Source organism: Amycolatopsis sp. MJM2582 (assembly GCF_000754115.1).
Classification (GTDB): Bacteria; Actinomycetota; Actinomycetes; order Mycobacteriales; family Pseudonocardiaceae; genus Amycolatopsis; species Amycolatopsis japonica.
Map to the genome: position 1 here is coordinate 729,942 of NZ_JPLW01000002.1, position 21,239 is coordinate 751,180.

Annotated in this window: 26 protein-coding genes and 1 pseudogene; 17 read left to right on the forward strand and 10 right to left on the reverse strand. The window is 69.0% G+C overall.

From position 1 onward, the window contains the following. The first annotated feature begins 21 nt into the window (after positions 1–21). The 4 genes from ED92_RS13655 (at position 22) to ED92_RS13670 (ending at position 3,379) form a co-directional block, all read left to right on the forward strand. Positions 22–837, forward strand: a complete 816-nt coding sequence (locus ED92_RS13655) for a DUF3097 domain-containing protein (protein WP_037337677.1) — start codon at positions 22–24, stop codon at positions 835–837. A gap of 95 nt (positions 838–932) precedes the next feature. Further along, positions 933–1,364, forward strand: a complete 432-nt coding sequence (locus ED92_RS13660; RefSeq protein WP_037337679.1) for an NfeD family protein — start codon at positions 933–935, stop codon at positions 1,362–1,364. 58 nt (positions 1,365–1,422) lie between these two features. Next, on the forward strand, positions 1,423–2,769 hold the full coding sequence (locus ED92_RS13665; protein WP_016334240.1) for an SPFH domain-containing protein: 1,347 nt from the start codon (positions 1,423–1,425) through the stop codon (positions 2,767–2,769). 127 nt (positions 2,770–2,896) lie between these two features. Continuing rightward, entirely contained in the window at positions 2,897–3,379 is a 483-nt protein-coding gene (locus ED92_RS13670; RefSeq protein WP_037337686.1) for a pyridoxamine 5'-phosphate oxidase family protein, read from the forward strand. On the opposite strand, the gene ED92_RS13675 is transcribed toward ED92_RS13670, so the two are convergent. Genes ED92_RS13675 through ED92_RS13685 form a run of 3 tightly spaced genes read right to left on the reverse strand, consistent with a single transcriptional unit; the run spans position 3,369 to position 5,754 of the window. Then, positions 3,369–3,734, reverse strand: coding sequence for a MerR family transcriptional regulator (locus ED92_RS13675; protein WP_037337688.1), 366 nt, complete (start codon positions 3,732–3,734; stop codon positions 3,369–3,371). The genes ED92_RS13670 and ED92_RS13675 overlap by 11 nt on opposite strands. Continuing rightward, positions 3,731–5,173, reverse strand: a complete 1,443-nt coding sequence (locus tag ED92_RS13680) for a DHA2 family efflux MFS transporter permease subunit (protein WP_037337691.1) — start codon at positions 5,171–5,173, stop codon at positions 3,731–3,733. Before ED92_RS13680 ends, ED92_RS13675 begins: the two co-directional genes overlap by 4 nt. After that, positions 5,170–5,754, reverse strand: coding sequence for an NADPH-dependent FMN reductase (locus ED92_RS13685; RefSeq protein ID WP_037337694.1), 585 nt, complete (start codon positions 5,752–5,754; stop codon positions 5,170–5,172). The genes ED92_RS13680 and ED92_RS13685 overlap by 4 nt, the downstream gene beginning before the upstream one ends. A gap of 140 nt (positions 5,755–5,894) precedes the next feature. On the opposite strand from ED92_RS13685, the gene ED92_RS13690 reads away from it, so the two are divergent. From ED92_RS13690 to ED92_RS13705, 4 genes are read left to right on the forward strand one after another with little or no spacing between them, the layout of a single operon-like run. Then, positions 5,895–6,281: a VOC family protein gene (locus ED92_RS13690; protein ID WP_037337696.1), complete on the forward strand. Its 387-nt coding sequence runs from the start codon at positions 5,895–5,897 to the stop codon at positions 6,279–6,281. Further along, positions 6,281–6,598 carry a metalloregulator ArsR/SmtB family transcription factor gene (locus tag ED92_RS13695; protein WP_037337699.1) on the forward strand — a complete coding sequence of 106 codons (318 nt, stop codon included), beginning with the start codon at positions 6,281–6,283 and terminating at the stop codon, positions 6,596–6,598. Before ED92_RS13690 ends, ED92_RS13695 begins: the two co-directional genes overlap by 1 nt. After that, on the forward strand, positions 6,595–7,032 hold the full coding sequence (locus ED92_RS13700; protein WP_037337701.1) for an SRPBCC domain-containing protein: 438 nt from the start codon (positions 6,595–6,597) through the stop codon (positions 7,030–7,032). The genes ED92_RS13695 and ED92_RS13700 overlap by 4 nt, the downstream gene beginning before the upstream one ends. A 30-nt stretch (positions 7,033–7,062) precedes the next feature. Next, on the forward strand, positions 7,063–7,635 hold the full coding sequence (locus tag ED92_RS13705) for a TetR/AcrR family transcriptional regulator (RefSeq protein ID WP_037337704.1): 573 nt from the start codon (positions 7,063–7,065) through the stop codon (positions 7,633–7,635). Here ED92_RS13705 and ED92_RS13710 read toward each other — a convergent pair. From ED92_RS13710 to ED92_RS13720, 3 genes are all read right to left on the reverse strand, one after another. Then, on the reverse strand, positions 7,626–8,396 hold the full coding sequence (locus ED92_RS13710) for an SGNH/GDSL hydrolase family protein (RefSeq protein ID WP_037339914.1): 771 nt from the start codon (positions 8,394–8,396) through the stop codon (positions 7,626–7,628). The two genes, ED92_RS13705 and ED92_RS13710, sit on opposite strands and share 10 nt — an antisense overlap. A 150-nt stretch (positions 8,397–8,546) precedes the next feature. After that, positions 8,547–9,230, reverse strand: a complete 684-nt coding sequence (locus ED92_RS13715) for a GPP34 family phosphoprotein (protein WP_037337707.1) — start codon at positions 9,228–9,230, stop codon at positions 8,547–8,549. A 53-nt stretch (positions 9,231–9,283) separates the two neighbouring features. Beyond that, complete coding sequence (locus tag ED92_RS13720; RefSeq protein ID WP_081975781.1) at positions 9,284–10,813, reverse strand: alpha/beta hydrolase; 1,530 nt, start codon at positions 10,811–10,813, stop codon at positions 9,284–9,286. A gap of 148 nt (positions 10,814–10,961) precedes the next feature. On the opposite strand from ED92_RS13720, the gene ED92_RS13725 reads away from it, so the two are divergent. The 6 genes and pseudogenes from ED92_RS13725 (at position 10,962) to ED92_RS13750 (ending at position 16,366) form a co-directional block, all read left to right on the forward strand. After that, a complete protein-coding gene (locus ED92_RS13725) occupies positions 10,962–11,678 on the forward strand; it encodes a MerR family transcriptional regulator (RefSeq protein WP_037337717.1) in 717 nt (238 codons plus the stop codon). Then, entirely contained in the window at positions 11,675–12,349 is a 675-nt protein-coding gene (locus ED92_RS13730) for a hypothetical protein (RefSeq protein WP_037337720.1), read from the forward strand. The genes ED92_RS13725 and ED92_RS13730 overlap by 4 nt, the downstream gene beginning before the upstream one ends. Positions 12,350–12,465: 116 nt before the next feature. Beyond that, positions 12,466–12,741: pseudogene (locus ED92_RS13735) on the forward strand (acyl-CoA dehydrogenase family protein); the annotation flags it as partial. Positions 12,742–12,971: 230 nt separating this feature from the next. After that, positions 12,972–14,435: an alpha/beta hydrolase gene (locus tag ED92_RS13740; RefSeq protein WP_037337731.1), complete on the forward strand. Its 1,464-nt coding sequence runs from the start codon at positions 12,972–12,974 to the stop codon at positions 14,433–14,435. 87 nt (positions 14,436–14,522) lie between these two features. Beyond that, the gene (locus tag ED92_RS13745; RefSeq protein WP_037337734.1) at positions 14,523–15,716 is read left to right on the forward strand and encodes a sensor histidine kinase; all 1,194 of its coding nucleotides are present in this window, start codon (positions 14,523–14,525) and stop codon (positions 15,714–15,716) included. Further along, on the forward strand, positions 15,713–16,366 hold the full coding sequence (locus ED92_RS13750) for a response regulator transcription factor (protein ID WP_037337741.1): 654 nt from the start codon (positions 15,713–15,715) through the stop codon (positions 16,364–16,366). Before ED92_RS13745 ends, ED92_RS13750 begins: the two co-directional genes overlap by 4 nt. Positions 16,367–16,375: 9 nt before the next feature. On the opposite strand, the gene ED92_RS13755 is transcribed toward ED92_RS13750, so the two are convergent. Then, positions 16,376–16,972 carry a TetR family transcriptional regulator gene (locus ED92_RS13755; protein WP_037337747.1) on the reverse strand — a complete coding sequence of 199 codons (597 nt, stop codon included), beginning with the start codon at positions 16,970–16,972 and terminating at the stop codon, positions 16,376–16,378. A gap of 92 nt (positions 16,973–17,064) precedes the next feature. Between ED92_RS13755 and ED92_RS13760 the strand changes: the two genes are divergently transcribed. Further along, the gene (locus tag ED92_RS13760) at positions 17,065–18,000 is read left to right on the forward strand and encodes a zinc-binding dehydrogenase (protein WP_037337751.1); all 936 of its coding nucleotides are present in this window, start codon (positions 17,065–17,067) and stop codon (positions 17,998–18,000) included. 5 nt (positions 18,001–18,005) lie between these two features. Here ED92_RS13760 and ED92_RS43145 read toward each other — a convergent pair whose 3' ends face one another. Continuing rightward, entirely contained in the window at positions 18,006–18,188 is a 183-nt protein-coding gene (locus tag ED92_RS43145; protein WP_200882698.1) for a hypothetical protein, read from the reverse strand. Between the two features lie 122 nt (positions 18,189–18,310). Here ED92_RS43145 and ED92_RS13765 point away from each other — a divergent pair, with 122 nt between their 5' ends. Beyond that, the gene (locus ED92_RS13765) at positions 18,311–19,183 is read left to right on the forward strand and encodes a hypothetical protein (protein ID WP_200882699.1); all 873 of its coding nucleotides are present in this window, start codon (positions 18,311–18,313) and stop codon (positions 19,181–19,183) included. Here ED92_RS13765 and ED92_RS13770 read toward each other — a convergent pair. Beyond that, positions 19,163–19,864: a 3'-5' exonuclease gene (locus ED92_RS13770; RefSeq protein ID WP_235213266.1), complete on the reverse strand. Its 702-nt coding sequence runs from the start codon at positions 19,862–19,864 to the stop codon at positions 19,163–19,165. The genes ED92_RS13765 and ED92_RS13770 overlap by 21 nt on opposite strands. A 231-nt stretch (positions 19,865–20,095) precedes the next feature. Between ED92_RS13770 and ED92_RS13775 the strand changes: the two genes are divergently transcribed. Next, entirely contained in the window at positions 20,096–20,701 is a 606-nt protein-coding gene (locus ED92_RS13775) for a hypothetical protein (RefSeq protein ID WP_152610925.1), read from the forward strand. Between the two features lie 134 nt (positions 20,702–20,835). Here the strand turns inward: ED92_RS13775 and ED92_RS13780 are convergent, their stop codons facing one another. Further along, the gene (locus ED92_RS13780) at positions 20,836–21,198 is read right to left on the reverse strand and encodes a hypothetical protein (protein WP_152610926.1); all 363 of its coding nucleotides are present in this window, start codon (positions 21,196–21,198) and stop codon (positions 20,836–20,838) included. Between the last annotated feature and the right edge of the window lie 41 nt (positions 21,199–21,239).

Here is a 21,239-nt window from a genome sequence, read left to right on the forward strand (position 1 = left end):
GCGCCGCTAGCGTCGGGCGCCGTGCGCTCCCATTCGTACGACGACGTGCTGTCCGGTCCGCGCAAGCGGAAGATCCCCGAGGTGCCCGCGGAACCGGGGCTCGTGGTCGAAGACCCCGCCAGCGGCTACTGCGGTGCCGTGGTGAAGATCGAGTACGGCAACGTCGTGCTTGAAGACCGCCACGGCAAGCACCGCGTGTTCCCGCTCAACCCCGCGGGTTTCCTGCTCGAAGGCAAGCCGGTCACGCTGGTGCCGGCGAAGGCGGCCCCGAAGACCCCGGTCCGCCGGATCTCCGCGTCCGGGTCGGTGCAGGTCCAGGGACTCAAGGCCCGGGTCGCGCGCGATTCGCGGATCTGGGTGGAGGGCAAGCACGACGCCGAACTCGTGGAGCGGGTCTGGGGACACGATCTGCGCGTCGAAGGCGTGGTCGTGGAACCACTCGATGGTGTGGACGTGCTGTCCGACCGTATCGACGAGTTCGGCACCGGCCCAGGACGGCGGCTCGGCGTGCTGGTCGACCACCTGGTCGCGGGCAGCAAGGAGTCCCGGATCGTCGACGCCATCCGCGACGAGAACGTGCTGATCACCGGGCATCCGTACATCGACATCTGGGAGGCCGTGAAGCCGTCGGTGGTCGGTATCCGAGCCTGGCCGAAGATCCCGCGCGGCACGGAGTGGAAAGAGGGCGTGTGCGACGCGCTGGGCTGGGGCGAGCCGTGGGAGGGCTGGCAGCGGATCCTGGCGGCCGTCGGCAGCTACCGGGATTTGGAAACGCCGCTGATCGGAGCGGTGGAACGGCTCATCGACTTCGTCTCCGACCCCGGCGAAGAGTCCTGAATGACCGATTTGCGCGAGGTCACTCAAGGTCACGCGTCGGTCACGTCGGTTTCGCTTCCTCGGTATGAATCGACGCGATCTGGGAGCATGAACGCATGACAGGCGCTCTCATCTGGCTGATCGCCGGCATCCTCTTGATCATCGCCGAGCTGCTCTCGGGTGATCTGTTCCTGCTCATGGTCGGCGTCGGGGCCCTGTTCGGGGCGGGCTCGGCCGCCTTGACCGGCAACCCGTTCATCGACGTCGCGGTCTTCGCCGTCGTCTCGGTCGGGATGCTCGCGCTCGTCCGGCCGACCCTCAAGCGCCGGTTCCTCTCGGGGCCGGACATCAAGACCAACACCGACGCGCTGATCGGCGCGCGAGCGGTAGTAGTGTCCACAGTGGACGTCGAAGCGGGCCAGGTGAAGCTGGCGGGCGACGTCTGGTCGGCACGATGCATGGCCGAAGGGGAACCGATCGCCCCGGGGACATCGGTGACGGTCGTCGAGATCTCGGGCGCCACGGCGGTCGTCTCGGCCGAGTTGTGAGCCGGACGGCCGCACCGCAACAGGTTTCTACGTAAGGGGAAGGTAGTTGTCAGAGACAGTGGTGTTCATCGTCGTCGGACTGCTCGCGTTGTTCGTGGTCGTCGTCGTGGTCAAGGCGATCATGGTGGTGCCACAGGCGCAGTCAGCCGTGATCGAACGGCTGGGCCGGTTCCGGACGGTGGCTTCTCCCGGCCTGACGTTTCTGGTGCCCTTCCTGGACAAGGTGCGGGCGCGGATCGACCTCCGCGAGCAGGTCGTCTCCTTCCCGCCCCAGCCCGTGATCACCGAGGACAACCTGACCGTGTCCATCGACACGGTCGTGTACTTCCAGGTCACCGACTCGCGGGCCGCGGTCTACGAGATCTCGAACTACATCGTCGGTGTCGAGCAGCTGACCACCACGACACTGCGTAACGTCGTCGGTGGCATGAGCCTCGAGCAGACGCTGACCTCGCGTGACTCGATCAACAGCCAGCTGCGCGGTGTGCTCGACGAAGCCACCGGCCGCTGGGGCATCCGCGTCGCCCGTGTCGAACTGAAGGCGATCGACCCGCCGCCCTCCATCCAGGATTCGATGGAGAAGCAGATGCGCGCCGACCGTGAGAAGCGCGCGATGATCCTGACCGCCGAAGGTCAGCGGGAATCGGCGATCAAGACCGCGGAAGGTCAGAAGCAGAGCCAGATCCTCGCGGCCGAAGGTGCCAAGCAGGCCGCGATCCTGAGCGCGGAGGCCGAGCGGCAGTCGCGGATCCTGCGGGCGCAGGGTGAACGTGCCGCCCGGTACCTGCAGGCGCAGGGCCAGGCGAAGGCCATCGAGAAGGTCTTCGCGGCGATCAAGGCCGGGCGTCCGACGCCCGAGGTCCTGGCGTACCAGTACCTGCAGACCCTGCCGCAGATGGCGCAGGGCGACGCGAACAAGGTCTGGATGATCCCGAGCGACTACGGCAAGGCCCTGGAAGGCTTCGCCCGCGCGCTCGGCGCCCCCGGCGACGACGGCGTGTTCCGCTACGAGCCGCCGAAGGAAGACCCGGTCGAGAAGCCGGACCTGGAGGACGAAGAGGTCCAGGGCTGGTTCGACACCTCCAGCGACCCGAAGGTCGCCGAGGCCGTCGCGGCCGCGGAAGCCGTGGCGCGCAAGGAAGTTCCGGCGCTCGGTGTCGCGACGCCGCGGCAGGAGCCGCCCGCTCCGCGTCAGGTCCCGAAGGCCGCTCCGGCTCCCGAGCCGGAGGCCGCTCCGGAGCCTCCGCAAGCCCCGCCGCCTTCGCGGCTGCCACAGCCGCAGCCGCCCGCGGGTCCGCAGGGCGGTCCGTACCAGGGTCCGCCGTCGCAGGGGCCGGGCAGTGGGCCGTTCCCGCAGCAGGGTCCGTTCGGCGGTCCGCAGGGTGGTCCGCCGCCGCAGCGCTGAGCGTCACCTACTCGATTGCGCGTGAAGGCCTCCTTCCCTCGGCTCAGCCGAGGGAAGGAGGCCTTCACGCGCAACCCGGTGTTCGGGCGCTGGACCTCGATCGCGGTCGAGGTTGCAGGCTGGCCTCATGGACCGACCGATTCTCGCGGTACGAGAGCTTCTCGACGAGCCGCGCCTGCCTGCCAGTGTCGCCACCACCACCGACAGGGGGAATCCTGCGCTGGCGATGATGTGGTTCGTGGCCGAGGAGGGCAGGTTCTGGTTCCACACCCCGGTGTCGGACGGCCTGCCGTCACCGTTCCTGGCCGCGGCTCGCGACCATCGCGAAGTCGCCGTCATGGTCGCGACGTTCGATCCGCCTGACGACGTCCGGCAAGTGCGGACGAGCGGCCCCGCGAGGCTGGAAGCCAAGGACCTCGCCCGGATCCGTCGTATCTATGAGCGCTACGTCCCCGGCTGGTCGCCGGACTGGGTGAAGCATGCCGCGTCGCCGGACGCGCGGCTGTGGTCGATGTCCCCGGACCGGGGTATGGCCGTCGCCTACCCCGGTCTGGAGAACCGTCCGGTGTTCCGCTGGACGAATCCCGCGGACGCACCGTTCAGCTCCTGAGGAACTCGAGCGTCCGGTACTCGTCGACCACCGACGTGAGTTCGGCGATGCGGGCCTGTCCGGCGTCGATGAGCCGTTGCCCGGCGCGCGACCACTGCTCGAGATCGGGGGACATCGGCGGGATCTCGGCCAGGATCTCGGCGCTTTCGGCGAGGCTGAGCCCGACCCGCTGGGCGGCGACCGCGAGCCGGATCCGGCAGATGGCGTCGACCGTGAAGCGGCGTGCGTTGCCCGCGGTGCGCTCGGCGGTGATGACGCGGTAGCGCTCGTAGTACCGGACGGCGTTGGCCGAGACCCCGGCCTTGCTCGCGACCTCGCCGATGGTCAGGTGTGCACCGAGTGTCGTTGTCGTCATGCCGCGCTCCGTACCGTCGTGGGTTCCGCTGTCGGGGTGGTGGGCCGGGTCCGCAGCCTGACCACCAGGGCGAGCACCATGACCGCGAGCACGCCGACGAGGGTCAGACGATACGCGTCGACGATCTCCCCGGTGAGCGCCGGCGAACCGTTCACCGCGGCGAGCCCCTGTCCTCCGGTGGCACCCGCGATCAGCCCGGTGAACACCGCGCTCACCGCCGCGGTGCCGACCGCGCTCGCGATGGTGCTGGCCAGCGGGAGGATCGCGGAACCGGACGCGAGATCCGGGCCTCGCAGGTCGCGGCCCGCGCTCACGATGGTGGGCATCATGATCGCTCCGGTGCCCGCGCCTTGGACCACGCCCAAGATCGCCAGCACCGTGTACGGCGTGTCCGGTGCGAGGACGAGGACGGTCAGTGCGGTCGAGGCGACCGCCAGGCTCAGCCCGGTCCCGACGACGATCCGCGGGCCGAAGCGTTCCAGAAGGCGGGCGGCGAACTGGATGGCGATGCCCATCCCGATCGTGCCCGGCACCATCATCGCCGCGCTGATCAGGGCCGAGTCGCCGCGGATCACCTGGATGTAGGCGGGCATCAGCAGCATCGAACCGAAGTACGGCCCGGCGTACAGGACGAGGATGGCGGCGTTGCGCCCGAACGTCCGGTCGCGCAGGAGCCGGACGTTCAGCAGCGGTGCGCGATGATGCCACGAACGGCGCGTGAACACCGCCATGAGCGCCAGCCCGACGGCGACGATCGCCACCCGGAACTCGAAACCGGCCGTTTCTTCGCTGAATCCGTATGCCACCGCGACGACACCGGGGACGAGCAGCAGACCGCCGGCGACGTCGATCGGAGTGCGTTCGGCCGACGGGACGTCGGCGGGCACCCAGCGGAGCACCCCCGCGACGGCGAGCAGGGCGGGCGGAACGGTGATGAAGAACAGCGCCCGCCACGACATTCCGTCGAGCAGGATCCCGCCGAGCATCGGGCCGAGGATCGGCCCGATCAGCAAGGGAAGTCCGGTGATCGTGGTCATCCGGCTCCGGCGTTCCGGGGCCACCGCGCCGAAGCCGATGGTCATCCCCAAGGGGTTGATCAGTCCGCCCGCGAGACCTTGCGCGACCCGTGCGGCGATCAGCCAGCCCAGATCACCGGCCGCTCCGGCGGCCACGGACGCCACCGCGAACACGAGCAGCGCGGCCAGGTACACCCGGCGTGCTCCCCACCGTTGTGCGAAAGTCGCCGCGAGCGGCATCGCCGCGACCATGCCGAGCGCGTAGCCGGTCGCGATCCACTGGATCGTGGTGAGCGACGCGGAGAAGGTGGTCATGAACCGCGGCAGCGCGACGGCGACGATCGTGGTGTCGAGAACGGCCATCAGCCCGCCGAGCGCGATCACCACCGCGATGCGCAGCTCCCGTCCGGTCAGGCGGTTCATGACGCACTCACCTGAGCCGCCACGCGTCCGGCGCGCAGGGTGCGGGCCCACCAGCCCAACTCGGTCATCGTGGCGGCCAGCGCGCCGCGTTCGCCTTCGGTTCCCTCGTAACCGTTCGGGCCGAGGCGGGTCCACGGAGCGTTCAGCAGGACCGCGTCGCGGATGGTGGTGGCGCGCAGTTCGGGGAAGATCAACCGCAGTTGCTCGATCGCCCGGATGCCGCCCGATCCCGCGCCGTAGCCGACGAACGCGACGGGCTTGTACGCCCATTCGGTGAAGTGCCAGTCGATCGCGTTCTTCAGCGCCGCGGGGAAGCTGTGGTTGTACTCGGGGGTGACGACGAGAAAGGCGTCCGCGTCGCGCAGCCTGCCGCTGATCACCGTCTCGGTGCCGCCGGGCCGCGTTCCCTGCAACGGGAGGTCGATGTCGGCGAGGTCGATCGGATCGACCTCCACACCGTCGATCGTGGCGAGTTCGGTCAGCAGCCAGCCGGTGATGGCGTCGGCGAAGCGTTCGTGCCGGACGCTGCCGATGATGACGGCGAGGCGGATGGGGGACTGCGTGGTGGTTTCTGTGCTCATGACGACGACGCTAAAAGTTCGTCCATAGGCGAACTCAAGCCGTTGCGGCGCTGGTCACGAACCCTGGACCTCGATCTATGTCGAGGTAGTACGGCCGTCGAAAGTTGACATGTAGGAATTCTCCTACGTATGGTCGGCCCATGAACATCGACCGCATCCAGTTCCTCACCGTGCCGGTCTCCGATCTGACCGAGGCGCGGGACTTCTACCTCGGCAAGCTCGGCTTCGACTTGATCGTCGACGTCAGCGGCCCGCACGGTCCGTTCGTCATGGTCGGCCCCAAAGGGGCGGACACCGGGCTCGTCCTCGTCGATCGCGCGGTCGGCGGGCTGGATCACGACATGCGGGTGCATTTCCAGCTGACCACCACGGACGTGGACGCCGACATCGCGGAGCTTCGCGCCCAAGGCGTCGAGGTCGGCGACGCGGAGGAGATGCCGTGGGGGCGAGTGACGTCACTGAAAGATCCTGACGGCAACGCGATGGGGCTGCTCGAAGCTTCGGGCTACGGGAACTGGCCGCGCTAGTGCCGGTCAACGACGACGTCTTCGCTGCGCTCGCCAATCCGGCCCGGCGTGAAGTACTGGGAATCCTCCTCGACGGTCCGCGGGCGGCGGGGGAGATCGCCGAACAGTTCGACATGCGGCGGCCGAGCCTGTCGGAACACCTTCGGGTGCTCCGTGAGGCCGGGCTCGTCCGGGAAGAGAGGAAGGGCCGCAATCGCGTCTACTCTCTGGACGCCGTGCCGCTGCGAGAGGTCTCCGACTGGCTTTCGCCCTACGAGCGGTACTGGCGCGGCAAGCTGGGGAACCTGCGCGACCTGCTGGACGAGGAGGACTTCTGAACGACGACGATCCGACGGCCGTTCACGTCGACCAGTTCCTGGCGCATCCGCCGCGCAAGGTGTGGCGCGCGCTGACCGAACCCCATCTGCTGGAACGCTGGCTTCGGATGCCGAACGACATCAAACCCGTTGTGGGACACCGGTTCGAGCTGTTGGCGGATCCCGTTCCCGCCGCGGGTTTCGCGGGCGGCCCGGTCGCCTGCGAGGTGTTGGCCGTGGAGCCGGAGCGGCTGCTCAGCATCAGCTGGGGTCCGGAGTGGACGGTCACGTGGCGGCTCGAACCGGAGGGCCACGGGACCCGGCTGTTCCTCAGTCACGAGGGCTTCGACCCGGACGACGATTTCCAACGTATGTCGCGCCGGATCATGGGCGGCGGCTGGCGCACCGGCGTCCCGAAGGCCCTGGCGCGCGTGTTGGACGAGATGCCCGACTAGGCGCTCGACAACGGGTCTAGGATCCCCGCTGTGACGGACGAGAAACCGCTCCGAGCCGATGCCCGCCGTAACCGCACACGGGTGTTGGAGGCCGCGGAGCGCGTCTTCACGGCCAAAGGCACCAGCGCGCCCACCGAAGAGGTCGCCCGCGAAGCAGGCGTCGGCGTCGGTACGGTGTTTCGGCACTTTCCGACGAAAGAAGCCCTGCTGGAAGCGGTGCTCTTCGCGCGCCTGCACCGCTTCGTCGACGAAGCGGAGGCCACGGTGGCCGCTGACTCGGCCGACCCGGGCGCCGCGTTCTTCGGCTTCCTGACCGGCTGGATCGAGATGTCCGGCGCCAAGAACGCCTACTTCGAAGCCCTGTCGGCGGCCGGCGTCAGCGTGCCGTCGGCGGGGTCGGTCATCGGTGTCCGGCTGAAGGACGCGCTTGGAGTGCTGCTCCGCCGGGCACAGGACACCGGCGACGTCCGCAAGGACCTCGGCGTCGAAGAACTGATCGCGGTCATCATCGGAACCGCGAAGGCGGCGGAGCATGCCGGACCCGAGTTCCGGGCCCGGACGATCTGCATCCTCTTCGACGGGCTTCGGCCGCGTCAGGTGTAGGGGTCCATCGTCGGCCGCTTCGGCATGAGCGCGTCGCCCGAGGACTCGCCGCGCAGCCTGCGTTTGATCCACGGGACGGCGTGTTCCTTGCCCCACTGGAGGTTTTCGGTTCGACGCGCCTGCGGGCTCAGCGACGGCCTCGGCCCGAGCGTGGCGGGCGTCAGCTTGTGCGGCTCGCCGAGCGCGTCGAGGACGGCGATGGCGATCTCGTTGTGCCCCAACGAGTTCAGGTGCAGACGGTCCGGCGCCCACAGCCGCCTGTCCCGCAACTGGCGCATCGCCCACATGTCCACCAGCAGCGCTCCATGGCGCGCGGCGATCCCGCGGACGTGCTCGTTGTAGATCGCGACGCGGCCCCGGATCCTGCGGAACAACGCGTCTTCGACCCCGTCGACACCGGTGAACAGGATGACCCGCGCCCCGGTGGCGACCACCTTGCCGACCGCGTCGTCGTAGTCCTCGATGAGGGCGTCGATGTCGACCTTCGGCCGCATCAGGTCGTTGCCGCCGGCGTAGAGCGTCACGAGATCCGGGTTCAGCGCGAGCGCCGGGTCCAGCTGCTCCGTGAGGACCTGACCGAGGAGCTTGCCGCGGATCGCGAGGTTGGCGTAGCGGAAGTCCTCGTGGTTCGCCGCGAGCGTGCCCGCGACGCGGTCGGCCCAGCCGCGGACGCCGTTGGGGGACGACGGGTCCTCGTCGCCGACACCCTCGGTGAACGAATCACCGAGACAAACTAAGCGGTTGCCAGTAGTACAAAGCACGGGATAGATCCCCAAATCGGTGACGAAGTACCTCCAGATGTTACTGATCCGTAGAGGCCAGGAGAGTTCAGGGCCTCCTGTGCGCCGCGCACTGGAGATTCACCACGCCGCGATCCGGGCGGCCGTCTGGTGCGCTGACCCGGCTCCCGGCTACGTCGCGGCGGTGGTGGCGGTGACCGCCACGACGGCCGTGGACACCGCGATCGCCGCGGCCGTCCGCACCACGGCGGCGTTGACGGCCTCGGCACCCCAGTTGCCGTTCTCGATGTCCTTCGCGCGCTTGTAGACCTTCGCCGACCACGCGAGGGGCGGCCGGAGCGTGGGCAACGCACCGCTCGCGGACAGCAGAGCGGTCACCGCGGCGGTGCGCGCGTCGGGAGTCTTGTCCTCCACCAGCACGGCACGGATCTCGTCCCGGAGTTCCGCTTCATGCCGCGTGTCGGCCGCGGGCAGGCGGGTCACGGGGAACAGGCCGAGCACCCGCTTCTTCTCGCGCCGGATGAGGCCGCGTTCGATCAGCCTGTCAGTCAGTGTCTTCCAGAGGTCTCCGCCGATCGCGAGCAGCAGCGGCTGTACGCGCTGGGATTTTCCGGCGATCCGGTCGTACGCGGCCTGAAGCACCGGATCGGGTAGAGGCCCGTCACCCACCGCGATGATTTCGGGCCCGTTCAACGCGGACGGCTTCCCCGTCTCGACCCTGCCGAGCAGCGCGAGTTCGGCGAGCACGGCACCGCCGAGGGTGTACGGCAGCGTGCCCGCCGCCGCAGGCGTCCCGGTCTCGTCGTCGAGTAGCAGCAAGAGCAGATCCTCGACGATCAGCAGGTCGTTCCGCACTGTTCTCCCCGTTCTCGACACCGCCCACGGGAAGTGGGCGCCTTCCGATGGTCTTACGGGAGGGGCGACGGGACCAGTGACACCGCGTCATACGTCACCGGTTCGCTCGAATGGCTGGCGCCCGCAGGAGGGTGCCGGGCCGGTTCCGCCGCGCAGACGCGATCGTCCTGGGGACGCTCGCCCGTGGTGAGGAACGCGGTGACCGTGTCGTTGGCGCACTTGTTCGCGCCGATCAGGTAGGCACCGTGGCCACCCTGGTCGGCGGTGACCATCCGCGCCCGGTCACCGAGGGCGCGCCGCATCTGCGCGGCGCCCGCCTGTGGCGTCGCCGGGTCGCGGGTGTTCTGTGCCAGCAGCACGTTCGACGGGCCCTGGTCGCCGACCCGCACGGGCGGTTCGGCGGGCTCGGAGCGCCAGAAGGCACACGGGCGGATGTTGGCCCCGGACGCGCCGAACATCGGGTAGTGCTTCCGGTCGACGGCGACGTCGTGCAGGTAGCTGCCCACCGACTTCGGCCAGCGGGAGTCGTTGCAGATGACGTAGAGGTGGCTGGCCACCGCGTTCTCCAGATTCGGCTGCGCCTCGGCCGCGGCCGCCGGGGGTGGCGGCTGGTTCGTGTCGAGCGCCTTCCAGATCTCGGCCAGCGCGGGCATCCGGCTGTCGCGGTACAGGGAGCCGAAGGTCGCCAGCCGGAACAGGTTGCCGTCGTAGCCCTGCACCGGCGTCTTGTCCAGGCGGGCGGCGAGATCGAAGTACTTCGCGGTCACCGCTTCCGGGGTGGTGCCCAGGTCGTACTCCGGACGCGCCGCGGCGAACTTGGCGAAGTCCGGGAATCGCTTCTCCATGCCCGGACCGAACAGCCTGCTGCCCGTCCGGTCCAGGCCACCCGGGGCCAGGTTGCTGTCGAGCACGATCCGGTCGCCGCGGTCGGGGAACAACGTGGTGTAGACCGCGCCGAGATGGGTGCCGTAGGAGTAGCCGAGGAAGGAGAGCTTGTCCTCGTGCAGCGCCTCGCGGATCCGGTCCATGTCGCGCGCGGTGGCCGCGGTCGACACGTGGGGGAGCAGGTTCGCCGTCTTGGACTCGGCGCACTGCCCGGCGACGGTCTTCGCGTTCCGGGCCTGCGTCAGCACGTCGGCCGCGTTGCGCGCGTAGGGCGGGATGTTGCCCTTGTACTGCTGTTCGGTAGTCAGGTCGCAGGTGACCGGGGTGCTTCGGCCGACGCCACGCGGGTCGAAGCCGATGATGTCGTAGCTGTCCAGGACGCTTTGCGGCAGTTTGAGGTCGACGAGCCCGCCCGGGAAGTCGAGGCCGCTGCCGCCGGGACCGCCGGGATTGGTCAGGAGCACGCCCCGGCGCTTGTCGGGGTTCTTGCTCGCCAGGCGGGAGACCGCGAGCCGGATCCGCTGCCCGTCCGGGTCCCGGTAGTCGAGCGGGACTTCGATGGTGGTGCATCGCAGGCCGTGCTTGGCGACGTCGGTGGGACAATCGCCCCACTCCAGGCCGGTCTGAGCGAGTCCTGGTGGTGCGAACATCACCGCGGCCGTGGCCGCGGCGACGACGATGGTCAAGGCTCTCCGCATGGTTCCCCCTCGGGTGGCGCGTCGGGCGTCTGTCCGTTTCGAGTAGAGACCGTGCCCTCGGGGCATGGTCAAGAAAGACGTTCGCCGCGGGCGCCATCCGGTGATCTTCCTTGACTGTGCCCCAGGGGCATGGTGTCCACTTCGGGAGATGGCTTGGAGCACACGTGAGCTGGCGGACCTGGCCGGCACGACCCTGAAGACCGTCCGCTACTACCACCGGATCGGCCTGCTCGACGAGCCCGAACGCGGGGCGAACGGGTACAAGCGGTACCGCGTCACGCATCTGATCCGGCTGCTGCGGATCCGGCGGCTCGTCGATCTGGGGGTGCCGCTGTCCGACATCGAGGCGATGGAGGAGTCGGAGGGGAACGCGGAGCGGACGCTACGCGCGCTGGACGCCGAACTGAAGGCGAGCATCGAACGGCAGCAGCGGATGCGGAAGGAACTGGCGTTGATCCTGGAGCGCCGCAGCCTCGTCGACCTCCCGCCGGGCTTCGACGGGGACGTCGCCGATCTGTCCGAAGTGGAGCGTTCGATGCTGATGGTCTTCTCGCGCGTGCTGGACGCCAAGGCCATGGAGGCGGTGCGGGAGCTGCACGCGGTGCCGCGCTCTCCGGCACAAGCGGAGTTGGACGCGCTACCGGCCGACGCCGACGAAGTCACGAGGCGGCGAGTGGCCGAGGAACTCCTGCCGGTCGCGCGCGGTCAGATCGAGGCGCAGCCGTCCCTGGTGGACGCGACGACGCAGGCGGCGCTGGCCGCGCCGATGGTCGTCAGGGGTTTGGCGGAGCTCTACAACCCGGCCCAGCTGGACGTCCTGCGGCGGCTGAACGCCCTGCTCCAACAGGAAGAGAAAGGACCATGAAGAACCTCAAACGACAATGGCAGCTCGGGAAAGTCAGGCCCGGCGACGGGAGCGCGCTCCCCGAATACCGGCTCTGGCAACTGTTTTCCCGCTCGGTGCTCTTCCTCGATCTCGTGACGCCGTCCGGGGAAACGCAGGTGTACGCGGTCGATGTCCGGCACCTGGCCGAGGCGAAAACCCGGAAGCAGCACGAAGACGCGTCCGGGAAGAGCCCCGCCGCGCTGTACCGGGACGGTGCCCAGGTTCATCGGTCCAATCTGCCGACGTCGTTTCCGGTGCCCGGCGGCGTCATCGAGGTCGCCACCAGCGCGTTCGGGATGAAACGGATCCACTTCGTCGCCGACGACGGCACCGAACGCGCGCTGCGGCCGCACGATCGTTCGCAGGAAGGACTGCGGGCGCGATTCGGCCGGCGGTTTCCGCGTACGAGCGCCCTTGTCGGTGTGGTGAGCCTCCTTGTTCTCCTGACGGCGCTCGTCATCAGCCTCATGCACGGTGCCGAGGCTGTCACCCGGGTCCCGGCCGTCGCCGAGCACGTCGGCAGGTTCGTCTCGCCGGTCGATCTGCCGACGTGGGGGAACATCGTCCTGACCGTCGCCGGGGTGCTTTCCGCCGTCGAACGCGCCACGAGACTGCGGTTCAACCGGCTGCTCGACACCGTCTCTTCCTGACCTGGCCGGCCGCCACACACGACGGGTGTCACAAGTAGTAGCGCGTCACCGATTCCGCCGCACAGGCCGGTTTGGGCGAACCTTCGAGCTCGAAAGTGAAGGCACGCACCATCTGCACGCTCACCCATCACGTCGCGCGGATCGCCGATTCCGGTGTCTCGCCCAAGGATTACGCGACCGACGCGTCCATCGCGAAGTACCACGCGAGCGAGGCCGCGGTGCGGGTCAGCAACAACTGCCTCCAGGTCTTCGGCGGCTACGGGTTCATCGACGAGTTCCCGGTCGGCAAGTACCTGCGCGACGCCCGCGTGCTGACCCTCTACGAAGGCATCAGCCAGGTGCAGAAGCTGCTCATCGGCCGGGATCTCACAGGCGTGAACGCGATGCTCTGAGCGCGAGCGGGTCGTGAGTGGTAAGTGGCGTTCTAACGTCACTTACCACTCACGACCCGCTCGACCCACTCGGTACCGGCACCCCCGCCTCCTCGCTCGCCCCATGCTCCTTCGGGCTAGTCCTTTTGGCCGACCAAAGGCGATGAAGGAACCATTCGCGCGCTCGATGTGCGTTCACCGCCCGGCGAACAGGATGGGGATTCGCCAACAGATCGGAAGAGGGGTCTCGGATGAGAAAGACGTGGTCCATCGCGCTCGCGATCGCCATCCTGGCGGCGGCCGCCGCCGCGGCGGCACCGGCCGGGGCGGCACCGGAGGCGTCGCCGGAGACAGTGAAGTGGGGGCCGTGTCCGGCCGACGCCGCGGCACCCGGCCTGGAATGTTCGACGATCAAGGTCCCACTCGACTACGACGACCCTGGCGGCAAGCGGATCGACATCGCGATCTCCCGGCTGGCCAGCAAGAACCCGGGACAGCGTCGCGGCGTGCTGCTCACCAATCCGGGTGGTCCGTCGGCCGGGCTGAAGTTCCCCGCCGACCTGAGGACGGCGAAGCTGCCGCAGGCCGTCCTCGACAGCTACGACCTGATCGGGTTCGACCCGCGCGGGATGGCGCACAGCACGCCGGTGACCTGTGACCTGACGCCCGAGCAGAGCGCGGTGGGCAACGTCCCGCCGTATGCGCGCGACGCCGCCGACGTGGCGAAGCGGGCCGAGCAGTCGAAGGCCATCGCCCGGCAATGCGCCACCTCGAAGTCGGCGTGGATGCTTCCGCACGTCAGCACGGCGAACACCGCGCGGGACATGGACAGCATCCGGGCCGCGCTGGGAGAGAAGAAGATCTCCTTCGCCGGCTACTCGTGGGGCACCCACCTCGGTGCCGTGTACACGACGCTGTACCCGCAGCGCAGCGACCGGATCATGCTCGACAGCAATGTGGGCCCGGACGGCTGGGACTACGCGAACGACCGGCTGTACGCCCAGGGCTTCGACGACCGTTTCCCGGACTTCGCCAAGTTCGCCGCGGCCGGCTCGGCCACCTACGGTCTGGGCAGCACGCCCGAGCAGGTCACCGCGAAGTACTTCGACCTCGCCGCGCGGCTGGACAAGGCGCCCGTGCGGGACATCGACGGCCCGACGTTCCGGATGCTGACGTACGGCTTCCTTTTCAGTGACGCGGGAATGCCGCTCGTGGCCAAGATCTGGCAGGCCCTCGACAAGGACCAGCCGCTCCCTCCGCTGGGCCCCGGCGAAGTGCCCGGCGTGGAGAACCTGGTTTCCGGCCGCTACTACATGATCTGCAACGACTCCCGCTGGCCCGGCTCGGTGGGCACCTATCAGCGCACCGTCGCGATCGACCGGCTCCGGCATCCGATGTTCGGCGCCGCCGGGGCCAACGTCCAGCCGTGCGCGTTCTGGTCCGCGCCCGCCGATCCGCCCGTGCGCGTCGGTGACCGGGGCCCGTCCAGCGTGCTGATGCTGCAGAACCAGCGTGACCCGGCGACCCCGCTGGCCGGTGCCGAGAAACTGCGGCGCGCGTTCGGCGACCGGGCCCGCATGGTCACCGTCGACGCGGGCGGGCACGGCGTCTATCCCTACGTCGGCAACAAATGCGCCGACACGGCGGCGACCACGTTCCTGCTGACGGGTCAGCGCCCGAAGCACGACCTGGCGTGCGCGGCCGAACCACGATGAAACACCGGGGACGCCGGCGCATCCGGCGTCCCCGTCATCGCTGAGGCATGATGATCACCGGATCAGCGAACGAGGAAGGACGGCAGCGTGCTTCCGACCGCCACTCCGCCTCCGGTCCGCGGTCTGGTGATCGCCGAGATCGTGGTGCTGGCCGGGCTCAACATCGAACAGCTGGTGCGCCGGCTGATCCTGGACGGCCCGGCTCCGGCAGGTGAGATCCTCTACTTCGCGGCCGGTCTGGTGCTCGGGGCGTTGGCGTTGCTGCGGCGCCGTTTCCCGGCGCGGACGGCGACGCTGACCGCGTCGGGGATCGTCCTCTCGCTGGCTTGCAGCGCGGTCGGTTTCCTGTTCGAACCGGCCGCGGCGCCGAGCGGTGACGCCGAGGCGCTGGCGCTGGCTGTCCTGGTCGGGGCGGCGTGCCACCGGCTGCCGCGCGGTCACGCCGCCGTGCTCGCGGTGCTCGGGGGACTGACCATGGCCGCGGCTCCGGTCCTGCGCTTCACCGACACGTTCACGACGCTGTCCATCGCGGTGGTCTGGGCGCTGCTGTGGGGGTGCAGTGTCATCGTCGGGCTGATGCTGCGGGACGGCGAAGCCCGTCGTGAGGCGGCGCTGGCCGCGGCCCGCGACCGGGAGCGGCTCGCCCTCGCCAGGGAACTGCACGATCTGGTGGCGCACCACATCACCGGGGTCGTGGTCCGTACGCAAGCCGCCGGCGTCATCCTCGCGGACGGGCCGGAACAAGACTTGATCAAGGAGATCGAGCAAGCGGGCGCGGAAGCCCTCGGCGCGGTGCGGCGGCTCGTCATGATGCTGCGCAGCCCCGAACTCGCGTCGCAGGTCACCGCCGGCGGGTTGGTGGAGACCATCGAAGCGGCGGTCGGCGACGACGAGGGCGTCACGGTGCGGCTGGCGGACGGACTCGCCGAACTCGCGGTCGCGCCGGAAACGGTGTCCACCGTCCACCGCGTCGTCCTCGAGTCGCTGAACAACGCGCGCAGGCACGCGCCCGACGCCCGCAGCGTCACCGTGCTGGTCGAGCCGGTGGACGGCCGCCGGTACCTCCGGGTCGAGGTCGCCAACGACGGTCTCCGGCCAGGCCGGGTGCGCCGGTCGCCCGGCGGCTACGGCCTGATCGGGATGGCCGAGCGGATCGGGGCGCTCGACGGCACGCTGACCGCCGGGGCGGATGGCGAGCGCGGCTGGCGAGTGCTCGCCGAATTGCCTTTGCCGGGTGGCGTTTCGGCCGCCGCGGCGCCGGAAGGAGGAGCCGCGCGGTGACGGTGCGAGTCCTGCTGGCCGACGACCAGGCCTTGGTACGCACGGGTTTCCGGTTGATCCTGGAACGGGTGCCCGGGCTGGAAGTGGTCGGCGAGGCGGAGAACGGCGAGCAGGCGGTCCGGCTGGCCCAGCGGTTGCGGCCGGACGTCACGCTGATGGACATCCGTATGCCGCTCGTCGACGGTCTCGCCGCCACGCGGCGGCTGGCGGGCCCCGATGTCGAAGACCCGTTGCGCGTCCTGGTCGTCACGACTTTCGACCTCGACGAGCTGGTCCACGAGGCGTTGTGCGCCGGCGCCTGCGGATTTCTCCTGAAGGACGCCGGTCCCGGACTGCTTGTGGAGGCGGTGCACGCGGCCGCGAACGGTGAAGCGCTGGTCTCACCGTCGATCACCACGCGGCTGCTGGCCCATTTCACCGCCACCTCGGCCCGGCGCCGCGCCCGCCGTGCCGAGCCCGCGCTGACCCAGCGCGAACTCGACGTGGCCAAGGCCATCGCGCGCGGCCGGACGAACGCCGAGATCACCGACGAGCTGACGATCTCCCTGTCGACGGTGAAGACGCACCTCGCCTCGATCCAGCGCAAGATCGCCGCGCGCAACCGGACGGAAATCGCCGTGTGGGCCTGGGAATCCGGCCTCGTGCGCTGAGCGGGGGCCTCAGGCTCGCAGCAGCAAGCTGTCGTTCATGGCGGAGAACGCGCGCCGCACGTGGCCCGGCAGCTCGCCGGGAGCGCAGTCGGGCAGCCATTCGTCCAGTGCGCACCGCCAGGTGGCCACACAGAATTCGATGAGCATGCGCAGTTCGAGGTCGCGCGGATCGCCGAGCCGGTGCGCGACCTCGGTCTGGATCTCCGCGCAGTGCCGCAGCGAATGGCCGTTCAGCGAGGCCGACTGGTCGATCAACCTGAGCGTCGCGGGGAAGCGCTCGTACCAGTCGTCGTCCATACGGGCCAACGTGGTCAGCAGCGCGTCCCGGAAAACGTCCACAAGGGACCCGGACTTCCCGGTTTCGTCCAATGTGACCAGGAAATCGCTCCAGAGCTGCTTGACGGCGGTGAGGGCGACGTCCTCCTTCGAGCGGTAGTTGCGGAAGAAGGTCCGTCTCGACACCTCCACCGCTTCGAGCAGCGCGTCGAGCGGGGTGGCGTCGAAACCGTGTTCGCCGAACAGGACGATCGCCGTCTCCGCCAGGGCTTGGCGAGTACGCAGCTTCTTGCGCTCGCGCAGCGTCGCGGGCTCCCCGGAGGTCGTCATGGACCGAAGTCTAGCCGACCCGCCCCGAGCGAGCATATGCTTCAATGGAGCAAACGCCACACTGTGGCACTTTCACCGGAGGAGATCGGACCGTGCGCGCACTAGTCGTGGACCACACCGCGAAAGCCCATCTGTCCCAGGCCGACGTGGCCGATCCGGAACCCGCGCCCGGCGAGGCGCTGGTCCGGGTGGAGGCGGTTTCCCTCAACTACGGCGAGGTCAAGGGCGCGATCGATCCGTCCACTCCGGACGGATCCTTGATCGGCTGGGACGCGGCAGGCGTCGTGATCGAGCCGGCGCCCGACGGTTCCGGTCCCGCGGCCGGGACCAGGGTGGTCACGCTCGGCGAGACCGCCGGATGGGCGGAGCTGCGGGCGGTCCCGGCCAAGCGGCTCGGCGTCGTGCCGGACGGCGCCGACCTCGGCGCGGTGAGCACTATCCCGGTCGCCGGGCTGACCGCGTTGCAGGTGTTGCGCCGCATGGGACAGCTGCTCGGCCGCCGGGTGATGATCACCGGCGCCTCCGGCGGTGTCGGCCGTTACGCGATCCAGCTCGCGGCCCGCGCGGGCGCCGAGGTCGTCGCGATCAGCGGGAATCCCGCGCTGGAGGACGGCCTGCGGGCGCTGGGAGCGCACGAGGTCCACGCCGACCCCGCCCACGTGGAGCGCCCGGTGGCGGCGGTGTTGGAGAACGTCGGAGGACAGCAGCTCGTGGACGCGTTCGCCGCCGTCGAGGCGGGCGGGACGGTGGTGAGCGTCGGCCGGTCGTCCGGAACGGATTCGGTCTTCCCCGCCGCAGCGTTGACACCGACCGACGGACGGCACGACCGGTCGATCCGCACCTACTTCCTGCTCGCCGACCCGGCCGAAGACTTCTCCGCGGACCTGACCTGGCTCGCCGCCGAGATCGCCGCGGGCCGCCTCGACCCCGGGATCAGCATGCGAGCGCCGTGGACCTCCTACGGTGAGGCGGTCACGGCCCTGCTCGAACGGCGCCTCCACGGCAAAGCGGTGCTGGACATCGGCTGAGTGGGCTACTCGGCTTTGAAGTGGGGGTTGTGGATCAGGCCGACGAGGTTGCCGTCGGGAGCGCGGACGACGGCGCCCCCTGGAATGCGCGTGTCGTCCGTCCAGTCACGCGTGTCGTCCACGCGATCACGCGAGTTCGTGCAGAGGAACGCCATCGTCGTACGGGGCGGGGAAGGTGTGCTGCTCATCGATCCCGGCGTGCAGGACCACGAAATCGTGGTGCGTGCGACCCGACGGCAGCTGACCACTGTTGCGGGACCGCGAGACGTATGCGGTTGACCGCCGCTGTCCTCGATCGCGGTAAGGAGAGGTGAGGCAGATCCTGCTCGACGCGGTGCTCGCGGCACGCTCCGCGCGTGCTGACTGGGATCATGCAGGCATGTCCGAGTCTTCGACCGCCTTGACGAAGCTGTGGCCGCTGGCACCGGCCGGTGTCACAGATTGGTTACAGGCGGTGTGCGGCGACGGTCTGACCGGGTTCATGCCACCGGCGATGCCTGACGCGGCGTGGGTGCTCAACGCCATGTATGAGCACGAGCGAGGGCCGATGGAGACGACTCATCACGAGTACCACCAGGCGCGCCTCGAGGACAGAAGCGTCCAGCCCCACATCATCGGCGGCGTCGACCTCGACGCGATCAGCGTGACCACGGGAGGTGGGCTCGGCCGGGCCGAGCACCCCGGTCCCGGGTGGCGGCGCTTGCGCTGGGCGGAGCTTGCCCGGCGTACCGGCGCCCCTGTGGTTCCCGACGGATTGCTGCCCTCGTACCGATGCTTTCCCTCAGTCAGGAAGGAGGGCAGTTGGCCGCTCGGGCTCGTTCCGCCCACCGAGGGGAGCCTCGATCGCGAGACCTGGACGCGGCTGCTGGAGATCCTCACCGAACATGGTCCCGCAGGTCCGGTCACCCGCTGCCTGGCCTACTACAGCCCGCTGACGCTCGGGGCCAGCGACTTCGAGAATCTCCATGTGCGCGTGGGGAAGCTCGGTGACGCCGTGATCTTGTACGACGATCCTGAGACCGACTTCAGCCCGTCCAACCTGTGGGCTGAGGATCGCTCCTGGTGCCTGTGTACCGACTATGACCTGTGGGCCACCAAGGTCGTCGGCTCGCAGGTGCTGGTCGACGCGTTGGTGAGCGACTCCGAGATCGAAGCGATACGGCTACCCTGGACAACCACCTGAACACCCGGACGCGAAGCGCGCCGTGCAACGTCGGTCACGAAAGTTGCGGCTCTCCAAGGGATGTCCGGAGAACCGGGGCAGGCTCACAGCCTGCTCAGGTGATTGTGGCCGTGACCGGCCATGCCCCACGGCCCACAAGATCAAGGACGAGTGCGGCGATGTTCCACGCGTCGTCCTCGCCGCGGTGATGGCGTCCTCCAACGGTAGTCCGGCGATTTGCAGAGCGCGATCCATGCCGGGTTTCTTGCGCAGCCCGTAGGCCGCGGCGAACACGGCCTTGGCGTTGGTGTGGGTGCGCTCAGTCGGATAGCCGAACGGGTAGGCCACCCCGTCAGCGTGACTTTGCCGCGCGAATTGCCGACGGTCGTACTCGCCCCAACTGGTCCAGGGGCGCTCCCCAGCCCCGTACTCCTCGACGAGGATTCGGCATGCCTCGCCGAAGGAGACGCCCCGCTCCACCTCGGCTTGCGTCAGTCCGGTCAGTTCAGTGCAGAAGTCGCTCACCGTCGACCGGACAGGCCGGATCAAGACACGATGCCGGGACACACGGCGCCCCGCCAACACATCCACGACGGTGAGACCAATCTCGATGATCTCGTTCACCGAGCCGGGCGGCGGCTGCCCGTCCCAGCAGGTGGCTTCCACATCAATGACGTTCAGCAGCGCGGACTCTTGGTGCATGGGGACGACGGTAGGGATGCTCGGCCTGTCTTGGCACCTCAATTTCCGCGTGTCCACGTTGAGCACAATCCGCGCGCTCGGAGCGCCGGGTTCCTGGCCGCTTCAGACGCCGAGGACTTACTCGCCGACATTCGGGTTCCCGAACCACTTTTGGGCGAAGCCGTTCACACACAGAGGGGAAGAGCAACCGAAAACCGTTTAAGTGATGGCGCGGGAACCTACCACTCGATCATGACCGAACACAGGAAAATACGCAGTCGTATCGTCGTCGCGGCCACGGCAATGCTTCTGGCCGTCCCATTGACCGTGCAAACGGCATCCGCTTCCGCCGCACCAGAAGAAAACCTGGTGGAGAACGGGACCTTCGTGACCGATCCCACGTTGTCCGGGGTCACGTGGCGCAACAACGGTCCTGCCGCCCCGTGGCAGAAGGCCGGCGCCGGCTATGACCTGCTCAGCGCAGACTTTGCCCAGCACCCCAATGGCTACCAGGCGGTGGATCTCGGCCCCGAGTTCACCGGCGGCGGTATCCAACAGCGCCTCACGCCCGACCCGGGCGCCTGGTACCGGCTCAGCTTCCAGCACAGCCCCGACGCTTGGGGCAACTGCGTCGGCCAGAACGTCGACTTCACCGTCGAATTCGCCGACGACGACGGAACAACCGTGCTGTCAGCCGACATCAAGCCACATGACGCGGACGGGAAGGCGCACTGGCGAAAGGCAGTGCTCCGTACCTTCAAGGCGTACACCGACACCCTTTTCCTCAAATTCAAAGGCAACACCAGCACCTCGTGTCAGGCCGCAATCACCAACGTCAAGGTGATCGAGGTCGGGTAAGTTGCCGCTCAGGCCGACTCTTACCGGCCAGCCACGTCGGATTACGGCACGTTCCACTGCTTCGGGTGCGGCGCCGGGGGTAACGCACCGATGTTCGAGGCGCAGATCGGTCGCCTGCGGGAGAACCCGGACGGCTAGCGCCCCCGTGTCCCCCGGGAAGGGGCCCGGAGGTCAGGGCAGAGCGATGCGGTAGTCGACGCTGTCGCCGTTCCCGCGGTGGCCCAACAGGCCGTCCGGAGGCTCAAGTCGTTCAGGCAGGCCATCATGCTCATCCGCACCGTGACGGGCAGGCAGTCGAGGAACTGCTCGGGGGTCACGAAGCTGGTGCCCGGTGCGGCGTGCTCGGCCGGATCCCAGGGCGTTCGCGATGCCGGCAGCTGGCTGACGTTGTTCACGTCGATCGCATCGTGCCCGAGTTGGGACGGGCCGAGCCAGACCGCGGCGCCGAGGTCGCTGCCGCGCGTGACCGGGAACGCTGGCCAGATGCCGTTGTCCACGCCCTCCAGCGTCCGCCGCGCCGACGACACTGTCCACTCAG